The following is a 20,945-nucleotide window of genomic DNA, read 5'->3' on the forward strand; positions in this document are numbered from 1 at the left end:
CCGCGTCGCGGGCCTAGAACACCCGCTTCTCGCGGATCCCGCCGTCGAAGCCGACATGCAGCTGGCGCTCTCGGCCGTCGCTGCCCTTGGCCGCCACGTCGAGGTGGCGCGGGCCGCGCCCTGTGACGCGGACGTCGGAGTAGCCGGCCGCCGTCACCGCCGCGGTGAGCGCGGGGATGTCCGCCTTCGGGCCGAGGCCGACCTTGTCCTTCGCCCAGTCGAGGCCGCCGGGGGGCGGGCCGCCGGCGGGGCCGAGGGCGAGGCGGCTGCCGTCCGCCCGGACGAGGATCCGGGCGTGCAGGAAGCCCTTCTCGAAGCGGCCCTGCACCGTCACGGTGTCGCCCTTGGCGACGAGGGCGCCGTCCTCCCCCTGCCGGCCGGTCTCGACCAGCGTGCGGCCCGAGGCGTCCTGGAGGATGAACTTGTTGCCGAAGATCTCGGCGACTTCCCCCTTCGCCGCCGTGGCGCCGGAGGGCTGCAGGCTGGCGATGGCCACCGGCTCCACCGGGGTCGGCTGCACGGTGCCGGTCTGGGCGAGCGAGAGGCCGGCGGCGCCGAGCGCGAGCGGCCCCGCGATGGCGCCGATGACGAGGGTGCGGCGCGGCAGGCGGCGCTTCGGGGGCGCGGCCGAGGCGGGGCCGGTCTCGATCCCTTTGGGCTCGGAATTGCCGGTGTCCGCGGTCTTGGTCTCGGTGTCCGCGGTCTTGGTCTCGGTGTCCATCGGTCTGTCCTGTGTGGTGTGGGCCCTTTCGGGTTGAGCGGGTTTTACGAGCCGGCCGCCAATCCGGACTGAACCGCGCGGTTCAGCTCCGGTTAAACCGCCGCGCCTAGCCGGGCCGCGACGGGGGACGCCCATGAAGATCCTGCTGGTGGAGGACGACGCCGCGCTGGCCGCCGAGATCCTGCGGGTGCTGCGGGCGGAGAACTTCGCCGTCGATCATGCGCGCAACGGCGAGGACGGCGCCCATCTCGGCGAGACCGAGAGCTACGACGCGGTCGCCCTCGACCTCGGCCTGCCGAGGCGCGACGGCGTGTCGGTGCTGCGCGGCTGGCGGGAGGCGGGGCGCACCATGCCGGTCCTCGTCCTCACCGCCCGGGACGGCTGGAGCGACAAGGTCGCGGGCTTCAAGGCGGGGGCGGACGACTACCTCGTGAAGCCGTTCCGGGTGGAGGAGCTGGTGATCCGGCTGCGCGCCCTGGTGCGCCGCGCCGCGGCGGCAGGGGTCCACCGCCTCGTCTGCGGCCCGCTCAGCTACGATCCGGGCCTCGGCAGCTTCGAGCACGAGGGCCTGCCGCTGCGCCTCACCGGCCTCGAATGGCGGGTGCTCTCCTGCCTGATCCTGCGCAAGGACGCCGTGGTGCCCCGCGGCCAGCTCATCGAGCGGGTCTACGACGGCGACGCCGAGGTCGATTCGAACTCCGTCGAGGTCATCATCACGCGCCTGCGCCGCAAGATCGCGCCCGCCCGCATCGAGAGCGTGCGCGGCCACGGCTGGCGCCTCCACGCGGAGCAGGCCTGATGCCGCGCTGGCGCCCGCCGCCGGGCTCCCTCGCGCGCCGGCTGCTGCTCGGGGCCCTGGCCTTCGTCACCGTGGCGCTACTGGTGGCGGGGCTCGCCATCGGCCTGATCCTGCACCGCTTCGTGCGCGGCCAGATCGACGGCCGCCTCGACGGCCAGATCGTAGCGATCCGCTCGGCGCTCGAGCCGGGACCGCGCCTGCGCCTCGACCGCGACCTCGACGGGCCGCCCTTCGACCGGCCGTTCTCCGGCTGGTACTGGCAGGTGCAGCGCGGCGCCGAGCGCCTCGGCTCCCGCTCCCTCGACGGCGGCGCGCTCGCCCTGCCGCGCCTGCCCGATCCGGACCCCGACCGCCCGAGCCCGGCCGACGGGCGGGGCCCCCGCGGGGAGGGGCTGATCCTGCGCGTCCTCGTGCTGCCCGCCGAGGCGGGTGCCGAGCCGACGCGCATCGCGGCGGCGGCCCCCGAGGCGGCCCTGCGGCGGCCGGTGCGCGAGGCCCTCGTCAGCCTCGCCCTGGCGCTCGGCGTGCTGGGGCTGTGCCTCGTCGGCGGCGTCCTCGTGCAGGTCCGCCTCGGCCTGCGTCCCCTCGGGCGCCTGCGCGCGGACCTCGCGGCGGTGCGGGCGGGGCAGCGCGAGCGCGTGCCGGCCGAGCAGCCGGCCGAGATCCGCCCCGTGGTGCGGGAGCTGAACCTCCTCCTCGACCAGAACGCCGCGAACCTGGAGCGGGCGCGCACCCACGTCGCGAACCTCGCGCACGGCCTCAAGACGCCGCTCGCCACCCTGAGCCTCGCGCTCGCCGAGCACGACCCGGACGGCCGCCTCGGCCGCCTCGTCGGCGCCATGGACCGCAGCGTGCGCCACCACCTGCGCCGCGCCCGCGCCGCGGCCCTCGACGGGGCGAACCGGACCCGCGCGGATCTCGCGGCCCACGTCGCCGACCTGCGCGCCACGCTGGAGCGCCTCCACGCCGACAAGGCACTCGCGATCGAGGCCCGGGTGCCCGCGGGGCTCGCCGTCGCCTGCGACGGGCAGGACCTCGACGAGATGCTCGGAAACCTCCTCGACAACGCCTGCCAGTGGGCCCGGACCCGGGTCAGCCTCACGGCCGAGGTGGCGGACGCGGTCGTGCGCATCGCCATCGCGGATGACGGGCCGGGGCTCGGGCCGGACGACCTCGCGCGGCTCGCGCAGCGGGGGCGGCGCCTCGACGAATCCGTGCCGGGCCACGGCTTCGGCCTCGCGATCACGACGGAGCTCGCGGAACTCTACGGCGGCACTCTGGTCCTCGACCGGGCACCCCTCGGGGGCCTGCGCGCGGTGCTGAGCCTGCCGGCGTGAGTCCCCGCACAGGGCGGCGCCGCGGAGGCTTCCGCCCCGGGGTGCGCTTCGCCTATGATGCCCGGGTCAGACCGGAGACCCGAGCCTCGATGACCCGACGCGCGTCATCAGCCCTGCCAGGAGGCACCCGCGCCGCGGGGGCCCGCCTGCGGCTGCTCGCGCGGTTCCTGGGCCTCCTCGCGGTGCTCTGCCTCGCCCTGCCCGCCGTCGAGGCGCATCCCGCCGCGGCGGCCGGGCCGGCCTTGGCGGCGCATCTCGGCCTCGACGTCGCGGGCGCCGCCCCGGTCGATCATCCCGACGGCGCGACGCATCACTGCGCGCAATGCGGCTGCCATCAGGCCGTGACGGCCGAACTCGCGACCGCACCGCCCCCCGCCTGGACCGCCCTGCGCCGTCCCGCGGCACCCGGCCATGCCCCGCCGGCCTGGGCCTTCTCCCCACCGGACCGTCCGCCCCGCGCCTGAGCCTGCGCGCCGCCGCGGTCCCACCCGGGGTGCCCTCGTCGGCGCCGCCTGATCCCTCACCCGCCTTCTGCGATAGCAGACCTCTCCCGTGTCGGGCGAGGGCCGGGGCGCGGGACATCGGGCTTCCGGACGGCGCCCGCCCCGCACCCGCACCCGAAGCGCCCGTGCTGCCCCGGATCGATCCCCCGGCGGCCCAAGCTGCGCTCTCTTCCGATGTCAGGACGTATCACCATGGTCAGGTTCCTCGCCCTCCCGGCCGCCCTCGCGGCGGGCGTCGCGCTCGCGGTGCTCGTGCCGGAGGTGTCCTCCGGCGCCCGCACGCTCCTCGCCGGCTGGACCTCCGGCCCGGCACCGGCGGCCGAGTCCGGTGCCCCCGCGGCGCACGGCCACGGAGATCACGACCACAAGGATCACGACCACGCGGATCAAGACCAGGCGCCCCGGGCGGAGGGCGGCGATCACGACCACGACCACGCGGAGGCGGGTGCCATCGCCCTCTCTCCCGAGCGGATCGCGGCGGCCGGCATCGCGGTCGAGGCGGTCTCGGGCGGGGTCCTCGGGCGCAGCCTCACGGTGCCCGGCACGGTGGCGCCCGATGCGCAGCGGGTGGCGCGGGTGGCCGCCAAGGTGTCCGGCACGGTGGCGGAGCTGCGCAAGCGCCTCGGCGAGCGGGTGGAGCGGGGCGAGATCGTCGCGGTCCTCGACAGCCGCGAGGTGGCCGACGCCAAGAACGACTACCGCGCCGCCCTCGTGGGGCACGAGCTGCAGCAGACCCTGTTCGAGCGCGACCACGCCCTGTGGGACCGCAAGATCTCCGCCGAGCAGCAGTTCCTGCGCGCCCGCACCAGCCTCGTGGAGGCGCAGCTCAAGGTGGACCTCGCCCGCCAGAAGCTCTCGGCCCTTGGCGTGCCGGACGCCGACATCCAGGCCCTCGACACCTCGGGCGTGTCGAAGCTCGCGGCCGGGGACGACGAGCACATGGTGGGCCTGCGCCGCGTGCCCGCGACGGGCCTCCAGCGCTACGAGCTGCGCGCGCCGATCGCCGGGCAGGTGATCGAGCGCCGCGTCGATCTCGGCGCGCCGCTGGGCCAGGAGGGGCAGGAGCAGGAGATCTACACCATCGCCGACCTCTCCCGCGTCTGGGTGGAGCTGGCGGTGCCGCCCGCCGAGGCGGCCGCGATCCGGGCCGGCCAGGCGGTGACGCTGGCCCGAGGGACCGGGCAGGGGGCGGAGGCGCCGACGCCGGGTCGCATCGTCTTCGTGCACCCGATGCTCGACCCTCTGACCCGCGCCGCGCGGGTGATCGCCGAGGTCGAGAACCCGGATCTCGCCTGGCGGCCGGGCGCCTTCGCGACGGTCCGGGTCGTCCTCGCGGAGGAGCCCGTGCGGCTGCGCCTGCCGCGGGCCGCGCTCCAGACCGTCGCCGGCCAGGCGAGCGCCTTCCGGCGCACCGAGGCCGGGTTCGAGCGCCGGGCGGTGACGCTCGGCCGGGGCGACGAGGCCTTCGTGGAGGTGCTCGACGGCCTCGAGCCGGGCGACCGGGTCGCCACCCAGAACAGCTTCGTCCTCAAGGCGGAACTCGGCAAGGCCGAGGCCGAGCACGCGCACTGAGGGCCCCCGCCATGATCCGTCCCATCCTCGCCCTCGCCGTCCGCCGCCGCTGGCTCGTGCTCCTCGCGAGCCTCGCCGCCGCGATCCTCGGCCTTGCCGCCGCCCTGCGCCTGCCCATCGACGCGGTGCCCGACATCACGAACAACCAGGTCCAGGTGAACGCCCTCGTGCCCCAGCTCTCCCCGGGGGACGTCGAGCGGCAGGTCACCTATCCGCTGGAGACGGCGCTCGCGGGCATCCGCGGCCTGGAGCTGACGCGCTCGCTCTCGCGCAACGGCTTCGCGCAGGTCACCGCGGTCTTCTCGGACGCCACCGACGTCTACTTCGCCCGCCAGCAGGTGGGGGAGCGCCTCGCCGGCGTGCGGGCGAGCCTGCCGCCGGGGGCCGAAGTGACCCTCGGGCCGATCGCCACCGGGCTCGGCGAGGTGACGATGTGGAGCCTCGCCTTCGCGCCGCCGCAGGCGCGCAGGCTCGCAGAGCCCGGCCGCCCCGGCTTCCAGACGGACGGGCGCTACCTGACGCCCGAGGGCCAGAGCCTCGCGCCGGGCTTCGAGCAGGCCTCCTACCTGCGCACCGTGCAGGATTGGATCGTGGCCCCTCAGGTCCGCACCGTGCCGGGCGTCGCGGGCGTCGACAGCATCGGCGGCTACCGCAAGCAGTACCGGATCGAGCCCGACCCCGCGAAGCTCGTCGGCTACGGGATCAGCCTCGCCGACCTCGCCGAGGCGGTGGAGGGCAACAACCAGAACCGGGGCGCCGCCTTCATCGAGCGCAACGGCGAGGCCGCGGTGGTGCGCGCGAACGGGCGCATCGAGGGCCCGGAGGAGATCGGCGCCATCGTCGTCGCGACGCGCAACGGCGTGCCGATCCGGATCGCGGATCTCGCGACGGTCGGGATCGGGCGGGAGATCCGCACCGGATCGGCGAGCGCGGACGGCGCGGAGGCGGTGATCGGCACGGCCCTGATGCTGATCGGCGAGAACAGCCGCACCGTCGCGGCGGCCGTCGAGGCGCGGCTCGCCACCCTGCGGGCCAACCTGCCGCCCGGCGTGGAGCTGCGCACGGTCCTCGACCGCACCACGCTGGTGGACGCCACCATCCGCACCGTCGCCCGCAACCTCGCGGAGGGGGCGCTCCTCGTCGTCGCCGTGCTGTTCCTGATGCTCGGCAACGCGCGCGCGGCCCTCGTCGCCGCCCTCGTCATCCCGCTCGCCATGCTGATGACCATGGTGGGCATGGTCCAGGGGCGCATCAGCGCCAACCTGATGAGCCTCGGCGCCCTCGATTTCGGCCTCATCGTGGACGGCGCCGTCATCATCACCGAGAACGCCCTGCGGCGCCTCGCCGAGCGGCAGGCGCGGGACGGCGTGCTGTCCGCGCAGGAGCGCCTCGCCACCGTGGAGGCCGCCGCCGCCGAGATGATCGGCCCCACCGTCTACGGGCAGGCCATCATCATCCTCGTCTACGTGCCCCTCCTCACCTTCACGGGGGTCGAGGGCAAGATGTTCGCGCCGATGGCCCTCACGGTGATCCTGGCGCTCGCCGCGGCCTTCGTGCTCTCGCTCACCTTCGTGCCGGCCATGATCGCGATCCTCATCACCGGCCCGGTGCGGGAGCGGGAGAGCCCGGTCGTGCGGGCCCTCGCGCGCCTCTACCGGCCCCTCCTCGACGGGGCCCTGCGGGCGCCCCTCGCGACGATCGGCCTCGCCGCCCTCCTGTTCGCCGGGAGCCTCGGCCTGCTCGGCCGCCTCGGCCAGGAGTTCATGCCCCAGCTCGACGAGGGCAACGTGGCGCTGCACGCCATGCGGATCCCCTCGACGTCGCTCACGCAGTCGCAGGCCATGCAGGCGCGCGTGGAGCGCGCCGTCGCGGGGCTGCCGGAGGTGGCCTACGTGTTCTCGAAGACCGGCACCGCCGAGATCGCCTCGGACCCGATGCCCCCGAACGTCTCCGACACCTTCGTGATGCTGAAGCCCCGCAGCGCCTGGCCGGACCCGGCCCTGTCGCGCGAGGCGCTGGTGGCGCGGATCGAGGCCGCCGTGGAGGCCCTGCCCGGCAACGCCTACGAGTTCACCCAGCCGATCCAGATGCGCTTCAACGAGCTCCTGGCCGGCACCCGCGGCGATCTCGCCGTCAAGGTGTTCGGCGAGCGCTTCGAGGCGCTGCTGCCGGCCGCCAACGCGCTGGCGGGCATCCTGCGGGCGGTGCCCGGCGCGGGGGACGTCAAGGTCGAGGCGGTGGAGGGCCTGCCGGCCCTGGAGATCCGCATCGACAAGGCGGAGATCGCCCGCCTCGGCCTCAGCCACCGCGCCGTGCAGGACGTGATCGGCGCGGCGGTCGGCGGGCGCGAGGCCGGCCTCGTCTACGAGGGCGACCGCCGCTTCGCGATCGTGGTGCGCCTCTCGGACGCCCTGCGGGACGATCCGGACGCGCTCGGCCGCCTGCCGGTGCCGCTGCCGGGCGGCCGGGCCACGGTGCCGCTCGCGCAGGTGGCGCGCCTCGTCCTGACGGAGGGGCCGAACCAGATCTCGCGGGAGAACGGGCGCCGCCGCATCGTCGTCACCGCCAACGTGCGCGGGCGCGACATCGCCTCGGTCGTCGCCGAGGCGCAGGCGCGGGCCGCGCGCCTCGCCCTGCCGCCCGGGGCGTGGCTCGCCTGGGGCGGGCAGTTCGAGAACCTCGCCGCGGCGCGCGCCCGGCTGGCGCTCGTGGTGCCGGGCTGCTTCGCCCTGATCCTGCTGCTCCTCTACGCGGCGCTCGGGCGCGCCCGCGACGCCGCGCTGGTGTTCAGCGCGGTGCCGCTCGCGCTCACCGGCGGCATCCTGGCGCTGTGGCTGCGGGGCATGCCGCTCTCGGTGCCGGCGGCGGTGGGCTTCATCGCCCTCTCGGGCGTGGCGGTGCTCAACGGCCTCGTGATGCTGACCCGCATCCGGCAGCTCCGGGCCGAGGGCCTGGCGCCGGCCGCGGCGATCCGGCAGGGGGCGCTCACGCGCCTGCGCCCGGTGGCGATGACGGCCCTCGTGGCTGCCCTCGGCTTCCTGCCGATGATGCTGGCGACCGGCACCGGCGCGGAGGTGCAGCGGCCCCTCGCCACGGTGGTGGTCGGCGGGCTGGTGAGCGCGACGCTGCTGACGCTGGTGGTGCTGCCGGCCCTCTGCCTCGCGCTCATGCGCCGCGAGGGCACGGCTCCGGCGGGGCAGGCAATCCCGGCCGGGCAGGGCGCTGCGTGATCGCCCCAAGAAAAAAGGCCACTCCCGAAGGAGCGGCCTGAAGTCTAGGGAGGAAACGCCCAAGAAGGGCACACGGCCGCGACGCCATCGCGTCCGTGCTGGGAGGTTTCTCGCACGCCGCGTTGCGCTGCACCATCGCCAATCTCGGGGGCCTGGCATACCACCAGCGCATGGTAACGTTTTCAGCTTCGCCGTTCGGGGATGGCAGCCTGCCTGCGGTCAGGGGCCGGCGGCGTCCTTGTCGCGGTCGAGCTGGCTCAGCAGCTCGGCGAGCCGGGGGTCGATCGGCTCGTCGACGACGGGGTCGTAGAGGGCGCGCAGCTGCCGGCCGAGGCGCTCCCGCGTGTTCGCGTCGAGGAGCGGGGCGTGGTCGGCCGAGGATTCGACGGGGCGGTACGGCGCGGGCGTCATCTCACCTACGGTGTGTCGCGAACGGCCTGGATGGTCGCCTGAGGTGCCTGACTCCGCAGGACCAGCCGCCCACGAGGGCGCGTGCCGGGGCCCCTCCACCGCCGCGGATCCGTCCCGGTCCGCGGTCAGCCCGCGAGGGCCGGCGCGGCGGTCTGCGGGAACTTCTCGGCCAGCGCCCGGCGCAGCTTCTCGAGCGCCCGGTTCTCGATCTGGCGGACGCGCTCCTTGGAGATGCCGAGGCGATGGCCGAGGGCCTCCAGGGTCGCCTGATCCTCGGCGAGGCGCCGCTCGCGCAGGATCCGCAACTCGCGCTCGGAGAGGACCGTCAGGGCCTGCTGCAGCCAGATCAGGCGGCGCTCGCCGTCGACCGTGGCGGAGACCGTCTCGTCCGGCAGGGCGGCGCCGTCCACGAGGAAGTCCATGCGCTCGGAGGACACGTCGCTGTCGTCGCCCACCGGGGCGTTCAGCGACATGTCCGGGCCGGACAGGCGCGCGTCCATCAGCGCCACGTCCTCGCGCGAGACGCCGATCGCGGTGGCGATCCGGCGGTGGATCTCGTCGCCGACGCGCTCCTCCGTGGATTGCATTAGGCGGGCGCGCAACCGGCGCAGGTTGAAGAAGAGCGCCTTCTGGGCCGAGCTGGTGCCGCCGCGGACGATCGACCAGTTGCGCAGGATGTAGTCCTGGATCGAGGCTCGGATCCACCAGGTCGCGTAGGTCGAGAAGCGCACGTCGCGCTCGGGCTCGAAGCGGGCGGCGGCCTCCATCAGGCCGACATGCCCCTCCTGGACGAGGTCGGCCATCGGCAGGCCGTAGTGGCGGAAACGGCCCGCCAGGGCGATGACCAGGCGCATGTGGGCGGAGATCAGGCGATGCAGGGCTCGCTCGTCGCGGTTGTCCTTCCAACGGACGGCGAGGCCGCGCTCCTCCTCGCGGGCGAGGAATGGAGCCTCCATGGCCGTGCGGATGAACTGCCGCCGGATCCCTGCGATTTCCGCCATCCCCGCCTGCCTCTTGTTCGAGTGCTCTTGATGGCGGGGGACGCGCATGACGGTGCCGACGGCACCGGCGCGGACCGACGCCAGGCAACGATCAACGGAGGGGCGAAGCGAAGGTTCCGCGAAAGATCGTGCGCAATCCGGCTCCGGCGATCACGCGACCGTGACGGATGCGCAAAAGAAAAGGCCCGGCGCGTCGGCGCCGGGCCCTGAGAACCGCCGGTGAAGTCCGCCCTCAGGCGGCCTCCTCCTGGATGTCGTCGCCGTCGCCCTCGCCATCGGCTTCCGCCTCGGCCTCGTTCTTGGCGCGGCGGGGCGACTTCGCGAGGCTCTGCTCGATGAGCTTCAGCGCCTCCGTCTCGGTGATGCGGTTCACCGAGGAGATCTCGCGCACGATGCGGTCGAGGGCGGCCTCGTAGAGCTGGCGCTCGCTGTAGGACTGCTCGGGCTGCGCCTCGGAGCGGAAGAGGTCGCGCACCACCTCGGTCACCGAGAGGAGGTCGCCTGAATTGATCTTGGCCTCGTATTCCTGGGCGCGGCGCGACCACATGGTGCGCTTCACCCGGGCGCGGCCGGTCAGCACGTCGAGGGCCTTCTTGACGAGCTCGGGCTCGGCGAGCTTGCGCATGCCGACGCTGTTGGCCTTCGCGGTGGGGACGCGCAGGACCATCTTGTCCTTCTCGAAGGAGACGACGAACAGCTCGAGCTTGTAGCCGGCGATCTCCTGCTCCTCGATCGCGACGATGCGCCCGACGCCGTGCGCCGGATACACGACCGCCTCGCCGGTCTTGAAGCCTTGGCGGCCTGCCGTCGTCTTCTTGGCTGTGGTCATGCGAGAAGGGCCTCCAGATCATCGCGCGGTCGTCAGCCGTGGCGCCGCGCCGAACCGTTTCTCCGGGCTGGGACACCCGGCTCGAGCCATCACCGGTCCCGTTGCGCCAAGAGCGCGCGCGGATCCCGGTTCCCAGGCGCAGCCGTTCGCGTGACGTGAGCGATCAGCCATCGAAGGCGAGCCTTCAATGGACGATCACATGCGACCCCGTTTCCATGAGAAGCCTGGAACCGCGTTTTGCGGCGCGGAGGGAGCACGTCAGGCACGCGCGACGGCAGAAGGATTGTGTATCACAATCCGGGCGCCGAATCAAAGGATTGCCGACTGGTGCGCGCGACTACGCCCCCTGCAGCCGGGCGTTGTTCACGGCTTTCCGGCTGAGGGCACGGCCCATCGGAATCAGGCCAGGAAACTAGGCCAGTCGACTGGTACCGGTCGAGCCCGCAGGATCGTGCGCGGGGCTGGCATGCGCCCCGCGGGGGGCTCTCAGTCGCCGGAGCCGGGATTGGCGGAGAAGTGCGCCTCGAACTTGTCGGCCACGCCGTCCCACGTCTTGGCGTCGGCGGGCGCGTCCTTCTTCTGCGTGATGTTCGGCCAGCTCTTCGAATAGTCGGCGTTGATCTTGAGCCACTGCTCCAGGCTCGGCTCGGTGTCGGGCTTGATCGCCTCGGCCGGGCACTCGGGCTCGCAGACGCCGCAGTCGATGCACTCGTCGGGATGGATGACGAGCATGTTCTCGCCCTCATAGAAGCAGTCGACGGGGCAGACCTCGACGCAGTCCATGTACTTGCACTTGATGCAGTTGTCGGTGACGACGTAGGTCATGGGCCGATTTTCGTCCTCGATCCGCGCAGGGTCCCGCGAGGCACGCCACGGGGGATGACCCCTCGGGCCGTCGCGTCGGGCGCGCGGCTCTCCGTTGCGGGCACGCTGTCTCGGGTGCCGCGAGGGGCCACCCGGAATTCGGAACGCCTCTAACCCCTGCCATCGGGGCTGACAAGCGCGCCTGCGTCGCGGGTGCCGCCCGGAGGGATCAAGGCGCGGGGGTGTCGCCCGGCTGCACCAGCCCCGCGGGGTCGCCCGCGTCCGGTCCGTCCTGCGAAAGCTCGGCGTAGAGGCGTCGTGCCTCCGGCGCCGGGCCCCGCCGGGTCCCGAGATCGACCACCCGGAGCACGGCGGTGACGTGGGCGGCGGCCACCGTGACGACGTCGCCGACCGCGAGCCCCTTGGCGGGCGCCTCCGCGCGCCGGCCGTTGATGCGGACGCGGCCCTCCGTCACGAGGCGGGCCGCGAGGGTCCGCGTCTTCGCGAAGCGCGCGAACCAGAGCCACTTGTCGAGGCGCTGCCGCTCCGCCGTCATGCGGCGCGCGGCGGCCCGGGGGGCAGGGATCGGCGCGTCGCGCTCAAGGGCGGTCCCGCATCGGCCGGTGCACCCCTAGCGCTTGCCGTTGCCGCCGGATTCCAGCTGGGCCTTGAGGGCCGCGAGCTTGGCGAAGGGCGAATCCGGATCGGGCGCGCGCTCGCGCCGCGGCGGCCGCTGGTCCTCCCGCGCGCCGAACCGCTCCTCGCGCCGCTCTGGCCGGCCGCGGCCGCCCTCGAAGCGCTCGCGCGGCGGGCCGCCGGGCGGCCCGCGCCGGTTGCCCTCCGGGCGATCGGGCTTCGGGCCGCGCTCGCGGGCCTCGGCGCCCTGCGCCCGCTGGCGCTCGGGCCGGTTCCGGCCCGGGCCGTCGCGGCGCTCCTCGCCCTCCGGGCGCTGCCGGCCCTGGCCGCCGTCGCGGCGCTCGCCGCGGGGCCGGTTATGCCGGGGCTGACCCTGGCGCTGATGGCGCTGCAGGCGCCAGACCTCCACGGTGCCGGGATCGGAAGGCGCCGCCTCCCCCGTCTCCTCGGCCGTACCCGACGCGGACGTGTCGACCTCCGCCGCCTGGGCCGCGCCCGCCTCGGCCTCGGGCTGGTCCGGCGCGGCCTCGGCGGCCGGGTCCGTCCCGGCCGGAGCGTCCGCACTCTGCGCATCCGGCGCCGGGCCGGCCGCCTCGTCGGCGGTCACCGCGACGGCGGGTTCGGGCTCGGCGGAAGGTGCGTTCTCGTGGGCCGGCTCCGCCTCGACGGTCGCCTCGGGCTCGGCCGGGGGCTGAGCAGACGCGACTTCCGGTTCGTCGCTCGCCGGCTCTTGGCTCACCGGCTCTTGGCTCGCCGGGGCGGGCTCGGCCTCGGGGTCCGCCGCGGTAGCCTCCGCCGGTGTGGGCTCGGCATCCTCGGAGGACGCCTCCGGGGCAGGAGCATCGGGGGCGGGCGCCTCGTCCGTCGCGGCGGCCTCCGCGGTCTCCTCGGCGGTGACGGCCTCGGCGGCGGCGTCGGCAGGCGCGGCCGGGCGCGCGGGCTCGGTGGCGGCAGCGGGCAGCAGCGGCACCGTGATGGCGGGGCCGGGCCGGGTCTCGGCCGCGTAGCCGAGCGATTTCAGGATCGAGGCGAAGTCCTCGCCCGAGCAGCCGACGAGCGAGGTCATGCCCACGGTCGCCACGAAGCCGTCGCCGTCCGCGGTGCCGGCCGGCGCCGCGCCGGGCGTGGTGCCGGGCCGGTAGGCCACCGCCGGGCGGATCAGGTCGGCGAGGCGCTCCAGGATGTCGACGCGCACGGCGCGCTCGCCGCAGACCCGGAAGCCGGCGGCGCGGTAGAGCCCCTTGGCGATCTCCGGGTTGACCTTGATGGAGGTGCGGCCGGAACTCGCCAGGTGCGCGATCTCGTCGAGGCCGCCCTGGTCGAGGCCGCCGCTGCGCAGCGCCCAGAGCTGCGCCGCCAGCGTGCGCGGCGCGGGCTTCAGCAGGGCGGGCAGGAAGATGTGGTAAGCGCCGAAGCGGACGCCGTGGCGGCGCAGGGCCGCGCGGCCGTCCTGGTCGAGGCTGCGCATCTCGTGCGTGACCCGCGCGCGCTCCAGCACGCCCAGGGATTCGACGACCTGGTAGCCGATGCCCTTGGCGAGCCCGGTGAGGTCGGCGGCGGTCTCGATCTCCATGAGCGGGCCGAGGAGGCGCACCACGTAGGCCCGGAGCCAGGCGGTAAGCCGCCCCTCGACCTTCTCCCGGGCGGGGCCCGCCAGGCTCTCGTCGGCGATCAGCCGCACCTGGGGCTCGAACAGCTTGTCGCCCGCGACGAGCTTCGCCACCGGCGCGCCGGTCCAGCGGATCACGCCGTCGTGGCTGAGCACCAGGGCGGCATCCGCTGCGGAGGCGAAGCGCTCGGCGCGCGCCTCGATCTCGCCGGCGAGCGCCTTCTCGGCGGCGCTCCTCAGCGTCTTGGCCTCGTGCCCCTCGGCGCCGGGGTCCGGCACGAACTGGAAGCCGTGAAGATGACCGACATGTTGACCCTCGACGGTGACGTCACCGTCGGCGGTGATCTGGGCTTCCAGCATCGTGTTCTCTCTCAGGCGCCGCATCAGGACGCTGGTGCGCCTGTCGACGAAGCGGCTCGCGAGGCGTTCGTGCAGGGCGTCGGACAGCCTGTCCTCTACCCGACGCGTCTCGCCCTGCCAATGTTCGGGATCGATGAGCCAGTCGGGGCGGTTCGCCACGAAGGTCCAGGTCCGCCCCTGCGCGATGCGCTGCGAGAGGGCGTCGATGTCGCCGTCCGTGCGGTCGATCATGGCGACGTGGCGGGCGAACCAGTCGTTCGGGATCCGCCCCGCCATGCCCCGCATCAGGAAGCGGTAGAGCTGCGCCACGAGGTCGGCGTGGGTCTGGGGGTGGACCTTGCGGTAGTCGGGCACGCCGCAGACGTCCCACAGCCGCCGCACGCCGGCGGGGCTCTGCGCGAGGTCCCGGATGTCGTCCTCGCGCATCAGGATCTCGAGCGCCTGCTGATCCTCGCCCATGGGCGCGCGGGTCAGGCCGGCCTCGCGGGGGTGCTCGTCCAGGCTCTCGCGCAGCGCGTCGAGGGAGCCGAAGGCGAGGTCCGGGTTGCGCCATTGCAGGATGCGCAGCGGATCGAAGTCGTGATTCTCCAGCGCCTCGATCATCTCGGGCTCGAAGGGCGGGCAGCGCCCCGTGGAGCCGAAGGTGCCGTCCGAGAGGTGCCGGCCGGCGCGCCCCGCGATCTGGCCCATCTCGGACGGGGTCAGCTTGCGGAAGCGGGTGCCGTCGTACTTCCAGTTCGCCGCGAAGGCGACGTGGTCGACGTCGAGGTTGAGGCCCATGCCCACCGCGTCGGTGGCCACGAGGTAGTCGACGTCGCCGGACTGGTAGAGCTCGACCTGGGCGTTGCGGGTACGGGGCGAGAGCGCCCCGAGCACCACCGCTGCGCCTCCGCGCTGGCGCCGGATCAGCTCCGCGATCGCGTAGACCTCCTCGGCCGAGAAGGCGACGATGGCCGTGCGCCGCGGCAGGCGGGACAGCTTCTTCTCCCCCGCGAAGGTCAGCTTCGAGAGGCGCGGCCGGGTGGTGGTGTGGACGTTGGGGATCAGCGCCTGCACCAGCGGCAGAATGGTCGAGGAGCCGATCAGCAGCGTCTCCTCGCGGCCGCGCTGGTAGAGCAGGCGGTCGGTGAAGACGTGGCCGCGGTCCATGTCGGCGGCGAGCTGGATCTCGTCGATCGCCACGAACGCCACGTCGAGGTCGCGCGGCATCGCCTCGATCGTGGCGATCCAGTAGCGCGGCCGGTCCGGCTTGATCTTCTCCTCGCCGGTGACGAGGGCGACCTTCTCGGGGCCGACCCGGGCGACGACCCGCAGGTAGACCTCGCGGGCCAGGAGCCGCAGCGGCAGGCCGATCATGCCGGTCGGATGGGCGAGCATCCGCTCGATGGCGAGGTGGGTCTTGCCGGTGTTGGTCGGGCCGAGCACCGCCGTGACGCCGCGCGAGCGGGCCTGCGGGGGAAGCGAGCGAAGGGGCATCAGGGTCGGACTGTCCCTTCGGCGTGGGACCGGACAGGTCCGGACGCGTCGGAGGTCGGAGGGCCGGCGCCTCGCGCGGGGGCCGTCAGTCGCGCGGGCCGGGTCGCCACGGCCGGCGCCGGGGCTGATCCCCATATGGGGCGCCGGTGCCCCCGGTGCCAATCCCGGTGCCGGTCCCGCTGCCAGTCTCGGTCCCAGTCCCCACCCCGGTGCCCGGAACGCCGTAGATGTCGATGTTCACGGCGGGCCGCGGGCCGTCGAGGTCGGCGCAGAGGGTGTCGGGCACGCTGGTGATGGGCCCGTGCCGGGCCGGGCGTCCCTCGATGACCTGGGCGGAGGAGTAGGCGTTGCCGCCGCAGGCCGATCCCGCCGCGAGCGGCTTGCCGGCGGCGGGGAGGAGCCCCGACGCCGCCCACAGGGCGCCGGCCAGCAGGCCGGCCGAGAGGCGTGCAGGGCGGGCCACTGCCTTAGCGACCGGCGAGGCTCGCGACGCTGCCGGTGGCCGCCGGGCCCTCCGCCGCGGCCGCGGTGGCCGGCGCGGCGCCGGCGCGCGCCCAGCGCGTCGCCTCGATGATGTTGGTGCCGAGCGTCGTGCGCACGGAGATCCGCAGGGGCAGGAGGACCCGCGTCCCCTCGACGGGGGCGAGCCAGACCGACATGTCCCGGTTCTCCTCCATGAAGCGCACGCCCGGCCGGTCGGGGCGATGGCCGGCGATGGCCTGGTAGCGGGCGTTGCAGACGAGGACCGGGCCCGCGTAGCCGGGCTTCTCCACCGTGCGGGTCTCCGCGTAGCTCAGCACCACGTTGAAGCGCGTCGCGCCGTCGAAGACCGGCAGCGTCCGGTTGCAGTTCTCGGGGTCGGTCAGGTCGCCCCGCGCGTGGGCCGGCATGATCAGGGCGCTCGCCGGGTCCATCACGCCGCGCTTGTTGGCCGCGCTCACGGGCACCCGGTCGCCCATGTCGATGAGCGGCGGCGTGACCTCGGACTGCACCACGTTGCCGCGGGACAGGGCCATGCGCACGGCGATGCCCGAATTCGCCGTCCGGGTGGCGATCGAGAAGGCGTTCGGCTGCGGGCCCGCGGCGATGACGCCGCTGGCGCGGGCCGAGCCCATGCCGCCCGTGATGGCGCCCACGAGGCCCGTGAGGGTGGCGGAGACGTCCATGCGGTAGCGCGCGCCCTCGACGGCGCCGGAGAGCTGCGCCGTGCCGATCGGCAGGCCGGCGAGGTTGATGCCGTAATCCACGGTCACCGTGGCGGGCGCAGCCCGGCCCGGGCGGCGGGCCGCCTCGGCGGGCGCGAGGCCCGCGGCGAGGCCGAGGCCGATCAGGGCCGCGCGGCGGAGGGTGGCCGCGGCGGGGCGGCGGGGCTTCGCGCCCAGGGGGGACTTGGCGCTCATCTCGAACTTGGCGCTCATGGTGCGGACTCGGATCCTCGACGCTCGCGCAACGCACCGACGGGCTGCTGCGGGATGCGGCCAGCTTAGCATCCGGTATGGTTAACAGACGGTTGGGGCGCGCGCAGTCGCCCGGGGGGCACATCGGCCGCGGATCCGAATTCGGCGGTCTCGCCTTGACGCACGGGCCCCCGCTCGCCTATAGGCTCGCGCCTTCTACAGGACTCCGCTGGACCTGGAATCACGCTTGGGCGCGGCCCGCGGCCTGCGCCGCGCCGGCCGTCACGGTCCGAGTCTTGACCGCCCACGGAACGATACGGGATTTTTGAGCAATGTCGCGCCGCTGCGAACTCACGGGCAAGGCCGTGCAGGTCGGTCACCTCGTCAGCCACTCGAACCGCAAGACGAAGTGCCGGTTCCTGCCGAACCTCTGCAACGTCACCCTCACCTCCGACGCGCTCAACCGCCGCGTCCGCCTGCGCGTCACCGCGCACGCGCTCCGCACCGTGGAGCACCGCGGCGGCCTCGACGCCTTCCTGGTGAAGGCCCGCGAGACGGAGCTGTCGCAGACGGCGCGCCTCCTGAAGCGCGACATCGAGAAGAAGCTCGCCGAGGCCGAGGTTCCGGCCGCCGCCTGAGGGCGTTACCGACTGAGATCGAGCCGCCGCGCGGGAGACCGCCCGGCGGCTTTTTCGTGCCCGGGTGAGAGGGGGCCGTCGCGCCGCGCGGGCCGCCTCAGCGCCGGCCGCCGGCGGCGCGCAGCGACGGGCGCAGGGGCTGGCCGGCGCCGTCCTCGTCGAACAGCTCGGCGAGCTTCTCCGTCATGGCGCCGCCGAGCTCCTCCGCGTCGATGATCGTCACGGCCCGCTTGTAGTAGCGGGTGACGTCGTGGCCGATGCCGATGGCCAGCAGCTCCACCGGGGAGCGCGTCTCGATGTCCTCGATCATCCAGCGCAGGTGGCGCTCCAGGTAGTTGCCGGCGTTCACCGAGAGGGTCGAGTCGTCCACCGGCGCGCCGTCCGAGATCACCATCAGGATCTTGCGCTGCTCGGGGCGTCCGAGCAGGCGCTTGTGCGCCCAGTCCAGGGCCTCGCCGTCGATGTTCTCCTTGAGGAGGCCCTCGCGCATCATCAGGCCGAGGTTGCGCCGCGCGCGGCGCCAGGGCGCGTCCGCGCTCTTGTAGACGATGTGGCGCAGGTCGTTGAGGCGGCCCGGCGAGGCCGGCTTGCCGGCCGCGAGCCAGGCCTCGCGGGACTGGCCGCCCTTCCAGGCGCGGGTCGTGAAGCCGAGGATCTCGACCTTGACGCCGCAGCGCTCCAGCGTCCGTGCGAGGATGTCCGCGCAGGTCGCCGCCACGGTGATGGGGCGCCCGCGCATCGAGCCGGAATTGTCGAGGAGCAGCGTCACCACGGTGTCGCGGAAGTTCGTGTCCTTCTCCTGCTTGAAGGAGAGGGGCTGGAACGGGTCCATCACCACGCGCACGAGGCGGGCGGGGTCGAGCTGGCCCTCCTCGAGGTCGAAGGCCCAGGCGCGGTTCTGCTTGGCGAGGAGCCGCCGCTGCAGGCGGTTCGCGAGGCGCCCGACCACGCCCTGGAGGTGGGCGAGCTGCTTGTCGAGATAGGTGCGCAGGCGCGCGAGCTCGTCCGCGTCGCACAGGTCCTCGGCGTGGATGACCTCGTCGAAGCGGCCGTTGAAGACCTTGTAGTCGGGGCCCCGCTGCTCGTTCGACCGGGCACTCGGCGGGCGCCAGGATTCCGAGGCCTCCTCCGAATCCGCCTCGTCGGCCTCGTCGGGCAGCTCGCCCGAGGGCGCGTCGGCGGCTTCCTGCGCGCCCTCCTCGATCTCGTCCGAGCCCTCTTCGGAGACCTCGATCTCGGCGCGGTCGCCCTGGGACTGCTCCTCGGCCTCGCCCTCGCTCGGGGCCTGCTCGTCGGCCTCGCCCTCGTTCTCGTCCTCGTTGTCCTCGTCCTCCGGGTCGAAGGGCGTCTCGTCGGCCATGTCGAGGGCGCTGAGGAGGTCCCGCACCGAGCGGGCGAAGGCGCGCTGGTCCTCGATGGCGCCGAGAAGCCCGTCGAGATCCTTGCCGGCCCGGTCCTCGATGTGGGGCCGCCAGAGCTCCACGATCTTGCGGGCGGCCTGCGGGGGCTTCTGCCCGGTCAGACGCTCGCGCACCATCAGGGCGACCGCGTCCTCCATGGGCGCGTCGGCCCGGTCGGTGATGTCCTCGTACTTGCCGCCGCGGTGGTAGCGGTCCTCCAGCATCGCCGAGATGTTGCTCGCCACGCCCGACATGCGGCGGGAGCCGATCGCCTCGACGCGAGCCTGCTCGACGGCGTCGTAGACCGCGCGGGCAGCCGCGTTCTCGGGGGCGAGGCGGCGATGAACCCCGGTGTCGTGGCAGCCGAGGCGCAGGGCCATCGAATCGGCGTTGCCGCGCAGGATCGCGACGTCCTCTGCGGAGAGCTTGCGGGGCGGCTCGGGCAGGCGGGCCTTGTCGCCGGTGAGCGCCGGGCGGTCGCTCGCGTAGGTCACCTCGACCTCGGAGCGCCGCGCGATGGCCCGCAGGCATCCCGCCACGGAACGCTTCAGGGGCTCGGCGACGGGCTCGCGGCGCTCGCCGGTCTTGCGGTTCGAGATGGACATGCGGGCTACCGGTCGTCGACTTCGAAGGGACGGTTCAGGATCTCGTCCCAGCTGTAGGGGCACGCATCGGGAAGCGTCTTGACCGAGCGCTTCATCTGCCGTGCCGCACCGATGCGACCGAGGCGGAAGGCCTGCCGCTGCACCTCGGCGAGGCTGGACTTGAGGCCGGGACTCTTCTCGAGCTGCATCAGCGCACGCTCGCGATGCTCGGCGATGCTGAGCGCCCAGCTCCGGCCGCGACGCTCCGGCTGGTGGTCCCACTTGAGCATGTGAAGCAGGACGATCTCGATCGCGCTCCGCAGCCTATAATACTCGCTCAGGCCCACGTCGCTCAGCTCCTCGGCGATGTTGTCGAGGTCGAGCGCGTCCACCCTGCCCGCACGCAGCAGCGCCACCTGCTCCTGGACCCAGGTGTAGACGTCGTCCGCGTAGCGCGTCCGGCCTTCGGCACGCGGTGTCGCCGGGGCGTCCTCGCGGGTCGGGGCCGGGTGCGCCATGGCGTCCTCCATGCGGATCAGCTCAGCGCCACGTTCAGCGCGCTTTCGGGCAGCTCCTTGCCGAAGGCGCGCTGGTAGAACTCGGCGACCAAGGGCCGCTCCAGCTCGTCGCACTTGTTCAGGAAGGTCACCCGGAAGGCGAAGCCGATGTCGCGGAAGATGTCGGCGTTCTCCGCCCAGGTGATCACCGTGCGGGGGCTCATGACGGTCGAGAGGTCGCCGTTCGTGAAGGCGTTGCGGGTGAGGTCGGCGACGCGCACCATGCGGCCCACCGTGTCGCGGCCCTGGTCGCCCCGGTAGTGGGTGGCCTTCGAGAGCACGATGTCGACCTCGCGGTCGTGGGGCAGGTAGTTGAGGGTCGTGACGATCGACCAGCGGTCCATCTGGCCCTGGTTGATCTGCTGCGTGCCGTGATAGAGGCCCGAGGTGTCGCCGAGGCCCACCGTGTTGGCCGTGGCGAACAGCCGGAAGGCGGGGTGGGGGCGGATCACCCGCTTCTGGTCGAGGAGGGTCAGGCGCCCGGACACCTCGAGCACGCGCTGGATCACGAACATCACGTCGGGCCGGCCGGCATCGTACTCGTCGAAGACGAGGGCGACGTTGTTCTGGAGCGCCCAGGGCAGGATGCCGTCCTGGAAGGCGGTGACCTGCTGGCCGTCCTGCAGCACGATCGCGTCCTTGCCGACGAGGTCGATGCGCGAGACGTGGCTGTCGAGGTTGATCCGCACGCAGGGCCAGTTGAGCCGCGCCGCGACCTGCTCCACGTGGGTGGACTTGCCGGTGCCGTGGTAGCCCGTGATCATCACGCGCCGGTTGCGGGCGAAGCCCGCCAGGATGGCGAGCGTCGTCTCGCGGTCGAAGATGTAGTCCGGATCGAGGTCGGGGACGTGCTCCTCGGGCTCCGCGAAGGCCGGCACCTTGAGATCGATGTCGATGCCGAAGACGTCGCGGACGGAAACGGTGCGGTCGGGCAGCGCGGCGGGCTTGTCGTCAGAAAGCATACGTGACCTCGTCGGGGCGGGCTCCGGCGTGCTCGGGCACGGAAGCCTCGCGGGTATCTCACGGCTGGCGCTCGCCCCGATGCGGCGCCGGAGCCTTCCTTACTCGGCGGCGCGGGTCG

At 73.7% G+C, this 20,945-nt stretch carries 18 protein-coding genes; 6 read left to right on the top strand and 12 right to left on the bottom strand.

Annotated elements, in window-relative coordinates:
• Positions 1–13 precede the first annotated feature (13 nt).
• On the bottom strand, positions 14–721 hold the full coding sequence (locus ACLBXP_RS13695) for a DNA-binding protein (protein ID WP_447668276.1): 708 nt from the start codon (positions 719–721) through the stop codon (positions 14–16).
• 133 nt (positions 722–854) lie between these two features.
• On the opposite strand from ACLBXP_RS13695, the gene ACLBXP_RS13700 reads away from it, so the two are divergent.
• The 5 genes from ACLBXP_RS13700 to ACLBXP_RS13720 all read left to right on the top strand — a co-directional run bounded on the left by ACLBXP_RS13700 (position 855) and on the right by ACLBXP_RS13720 (position 8,162).
• A complete protein-coding gene (locus ACLBXP_RS13700) occupies positions 855–1,520 on the top strand; it encodes a response regulator transcription factor (RefSeq protein ID WP_447668277.1) in 666 nt (221 codons plus the stop codon).
• Positions 1,520–2,857: a sensor histidine kinase gene (locus tag ACLBXP_RS13705; RefSeq protein ID WP_447668278.1), complete on the top strand. Its 1,338-nt coding sequence runs from the start codon at positions 1,520–1,522 to the stop codon at positions 2,855–2,857. The genes ACLBXP_RS13700 and ACLBXP_RS13705 overlap by 1 nt, the downstream gene beginning before the upstream one ends.
• A gap of 89 nt (positions 2,858–2,946) precedes the next feature.
• A complete protein-coding gene (locus ACLBXP_RS13710; RefSeq protein WP_447668279.1) occupies positions 2,947–3,321 on the top strand; it encodes a hypothetical protein in 375 nt (124 codons plus the stop codon).
• A 231-nt stretch (positions 3,322–3,552) separates the two neighbouring features.
• Positions 3,553–4,932: an efflux RND transporter periplasmic adaptor subunit gene (locus ACLBXP_RS13715; RefSeq protein ID WP_447668280.1), complete on the top strand. Its 1,380-nt coding sequence runs from the start codon at positions 3,553–3,555 to the stop codon at positions 4,930–4,932.
• 11 nt (positions 4,933–4,943) lie between these two features.
• A complete protein-coding gene (locus ACLBXP_RS13720) occupies positions 4,944–8,162 on the top strand; it encodes an efflux RND transporter permease subunit (RefSeq protein ID WP_447668281.1) in 3,219 nt (1,072 codons plus the stop codon).
• Between the two features lie 219 nt (positions 8,163–8,381).
• On the opposite strand, the gene ACLBXP_RS13725 is transcribed toward ACLBXP_RS13720, so the two are convergent.
• The 8 genes from ACLBXP_RS13725 to ACLBXP_RS13760 all read right to left on the bottom strand — a co-directional run bounded on the left by ACLBXP_RS13725 (position 8,382) and on the right by ACLBXP_RS13760 (position 16,670).
• Complete coding sequence (locus ACLBXP_RS13725) at positions 8,382–8,573, bottom strand: NepR family anti-sigma factor (protein ID WP_447668282.1); 192 nt, start codon at positions 8,571–8,573, stop codon at positions 8,382–8,384.
• A gap of 125 nt (positions 8,574–8,698) precedes the next feature.
• Positions 8,699–9,574, bottom strand: coding sequence for an RNA polymerase factor sigma-32 (locus ACLBXP_RS13730; RefSeq protein WP_447668283.1), 876 nt, complete (start codon positions 9,572–9,574; stop codon positions 8,699–8,701).
• Positions 9,575–9,806: 232 nt separating this feature from the next.
• Complete coding sequence (locus tag ACLBXP_RS13735) at positions 9,807–10,403, bottom strand: CarD family transcriptional regulator (protein ID WP_447668284.1); 597 nt, start codon at positions 10,401–10,403, stop codon at positions 9,807–9,809.
• Between the two features lie 486 nt (positions 10,404–10,889).
• Positions 10,890–11,228 (bottom strand): ferredoxin FdxA, encoded by a 339-nt coding sequence (gene fdxA / locus ACLBXP_RS13740; RefSeq protein ID WP_447668285.1) that lies wholly within the window; start codon positions 11,226–11,228, stop codon positions 10,890–10,892.
• Between the two features lie 208 nt (positions 11,229–11,436).
• On the bottom strand, positions 11,437–11,763 hold the full coding sequence (locus ACLBXP_RS13745) for an RNA-binding S4 domain-containing protein (protein WP_447668286.1): 327 nt from the start codon (positions 11,761–11,763) through the stop codon (positions 11,437–11,439).
• A gap of 75 nt (positions 11,764–11,838) precedes the next feature.
• Positions 11,839–15,288 (bottom strand): helicase-related protein, encoded by a 3,450-nt coding sequence (locus ACLBXP_RS13750; protein ID WP_447668287.1) that lies wholly within the window; start codon positions 15,286–15,288, stop codon positions 11,839–11,841.
• Between the two features lie 85 nt (positions 15,289–15,373).
• Positions 15,374–15,751 carry a hypothetical protein gene (locus tag ACLBXP_RS13755; RefSeq protein ID WP_447668288.1) on the bottom strand — a complete coding sequence of 126 codons (378 nt, stop codon included), beginning with the start codon at positions 15,749–15,751 and terminating at the stop codon, positions 15,374–15,376.
• 4 nt (positions 15,752–15,755) lie between these two features.
• Positions 15,756–16,670 carry a DUF3108 domain-containing protein gene (locus ACLBXP_RS13760; RefSeq protein WP_447668375.1) on the bottom strand — a complete coding sequence of 305 codons (915 nt, stop codon included), beginning with the start codon at positions 16,668–16,670 and terminating at the stop codon, positions 15,756–15,758.
• A gap of 347 nt (positions 16,671–17,017) precedes the next feature.
• On the opposite strand from ACLBXP_RS13760, the gene rpmB reads away from it, so the two are divergent.
• A complete protein-coding gene (gene rpmB, locus ACLBXP_RS13765; protein ID WP_447668289.1) occupies positions 17,018–17,323 on the top strand; it encodes a 50S ribosomal protein L28 in 306 nt (101 codons plus the stop codon).
• Between the two features lie 97 nt (positions 17,324–17,420).
• Here rpmB and cobT read toward each other — a convergent pair whose 3' ends face one another.
• Genes cobT through cobS form a run of 3 tightly spaced genes read right to left on the bottom strand, consistent with a single transcriptional unit; the run spans position 17,421 to position 20,826 of the window.
• Positions 17,421–19,328: a cobaltochelatase subunit CobT gene (cobT, locus tag ACLBXP_RS13770; RefSeq protein ID WP_447668290.1), complete on the bottom strand. Its 1,908-nt coding sequence runs from the start codon at positions 19,326–19,328 to the stop codon at positions 17,421–17,423.
• 5 nt (positions 19,329–19,333) lie between these two features.
• A complete protein-coding gene (locus tag ACLBXP_RS13775; protein ID WP_447668291.1) occupies positions 19,334–19,825 on the bottom strand; it encodes a DUF29 domain-containing protein in 492 nt (163 codons plus the stop codon).
• Positions 19,826–19,842: 17 nt separating this feature from the next.
• Positions 19,843–20,826: a cobaltochelatase subunit CobS gene (cobS, locus tag ACLBXP_RS13780; RefSeq protein ID WP_447668292.1), complete on the bottom strand. Its 984-nt coding sequence runs from the start codon at positions 20,824–20,826 to the stop codon at positions 19,843–19,845.
• Between the last annotated feature and the right edge of the window lie 119 nt (positions 20,827–20,945).

This window comes from Methylobacterium sp. A54F, from assembly GCF_053346035.1.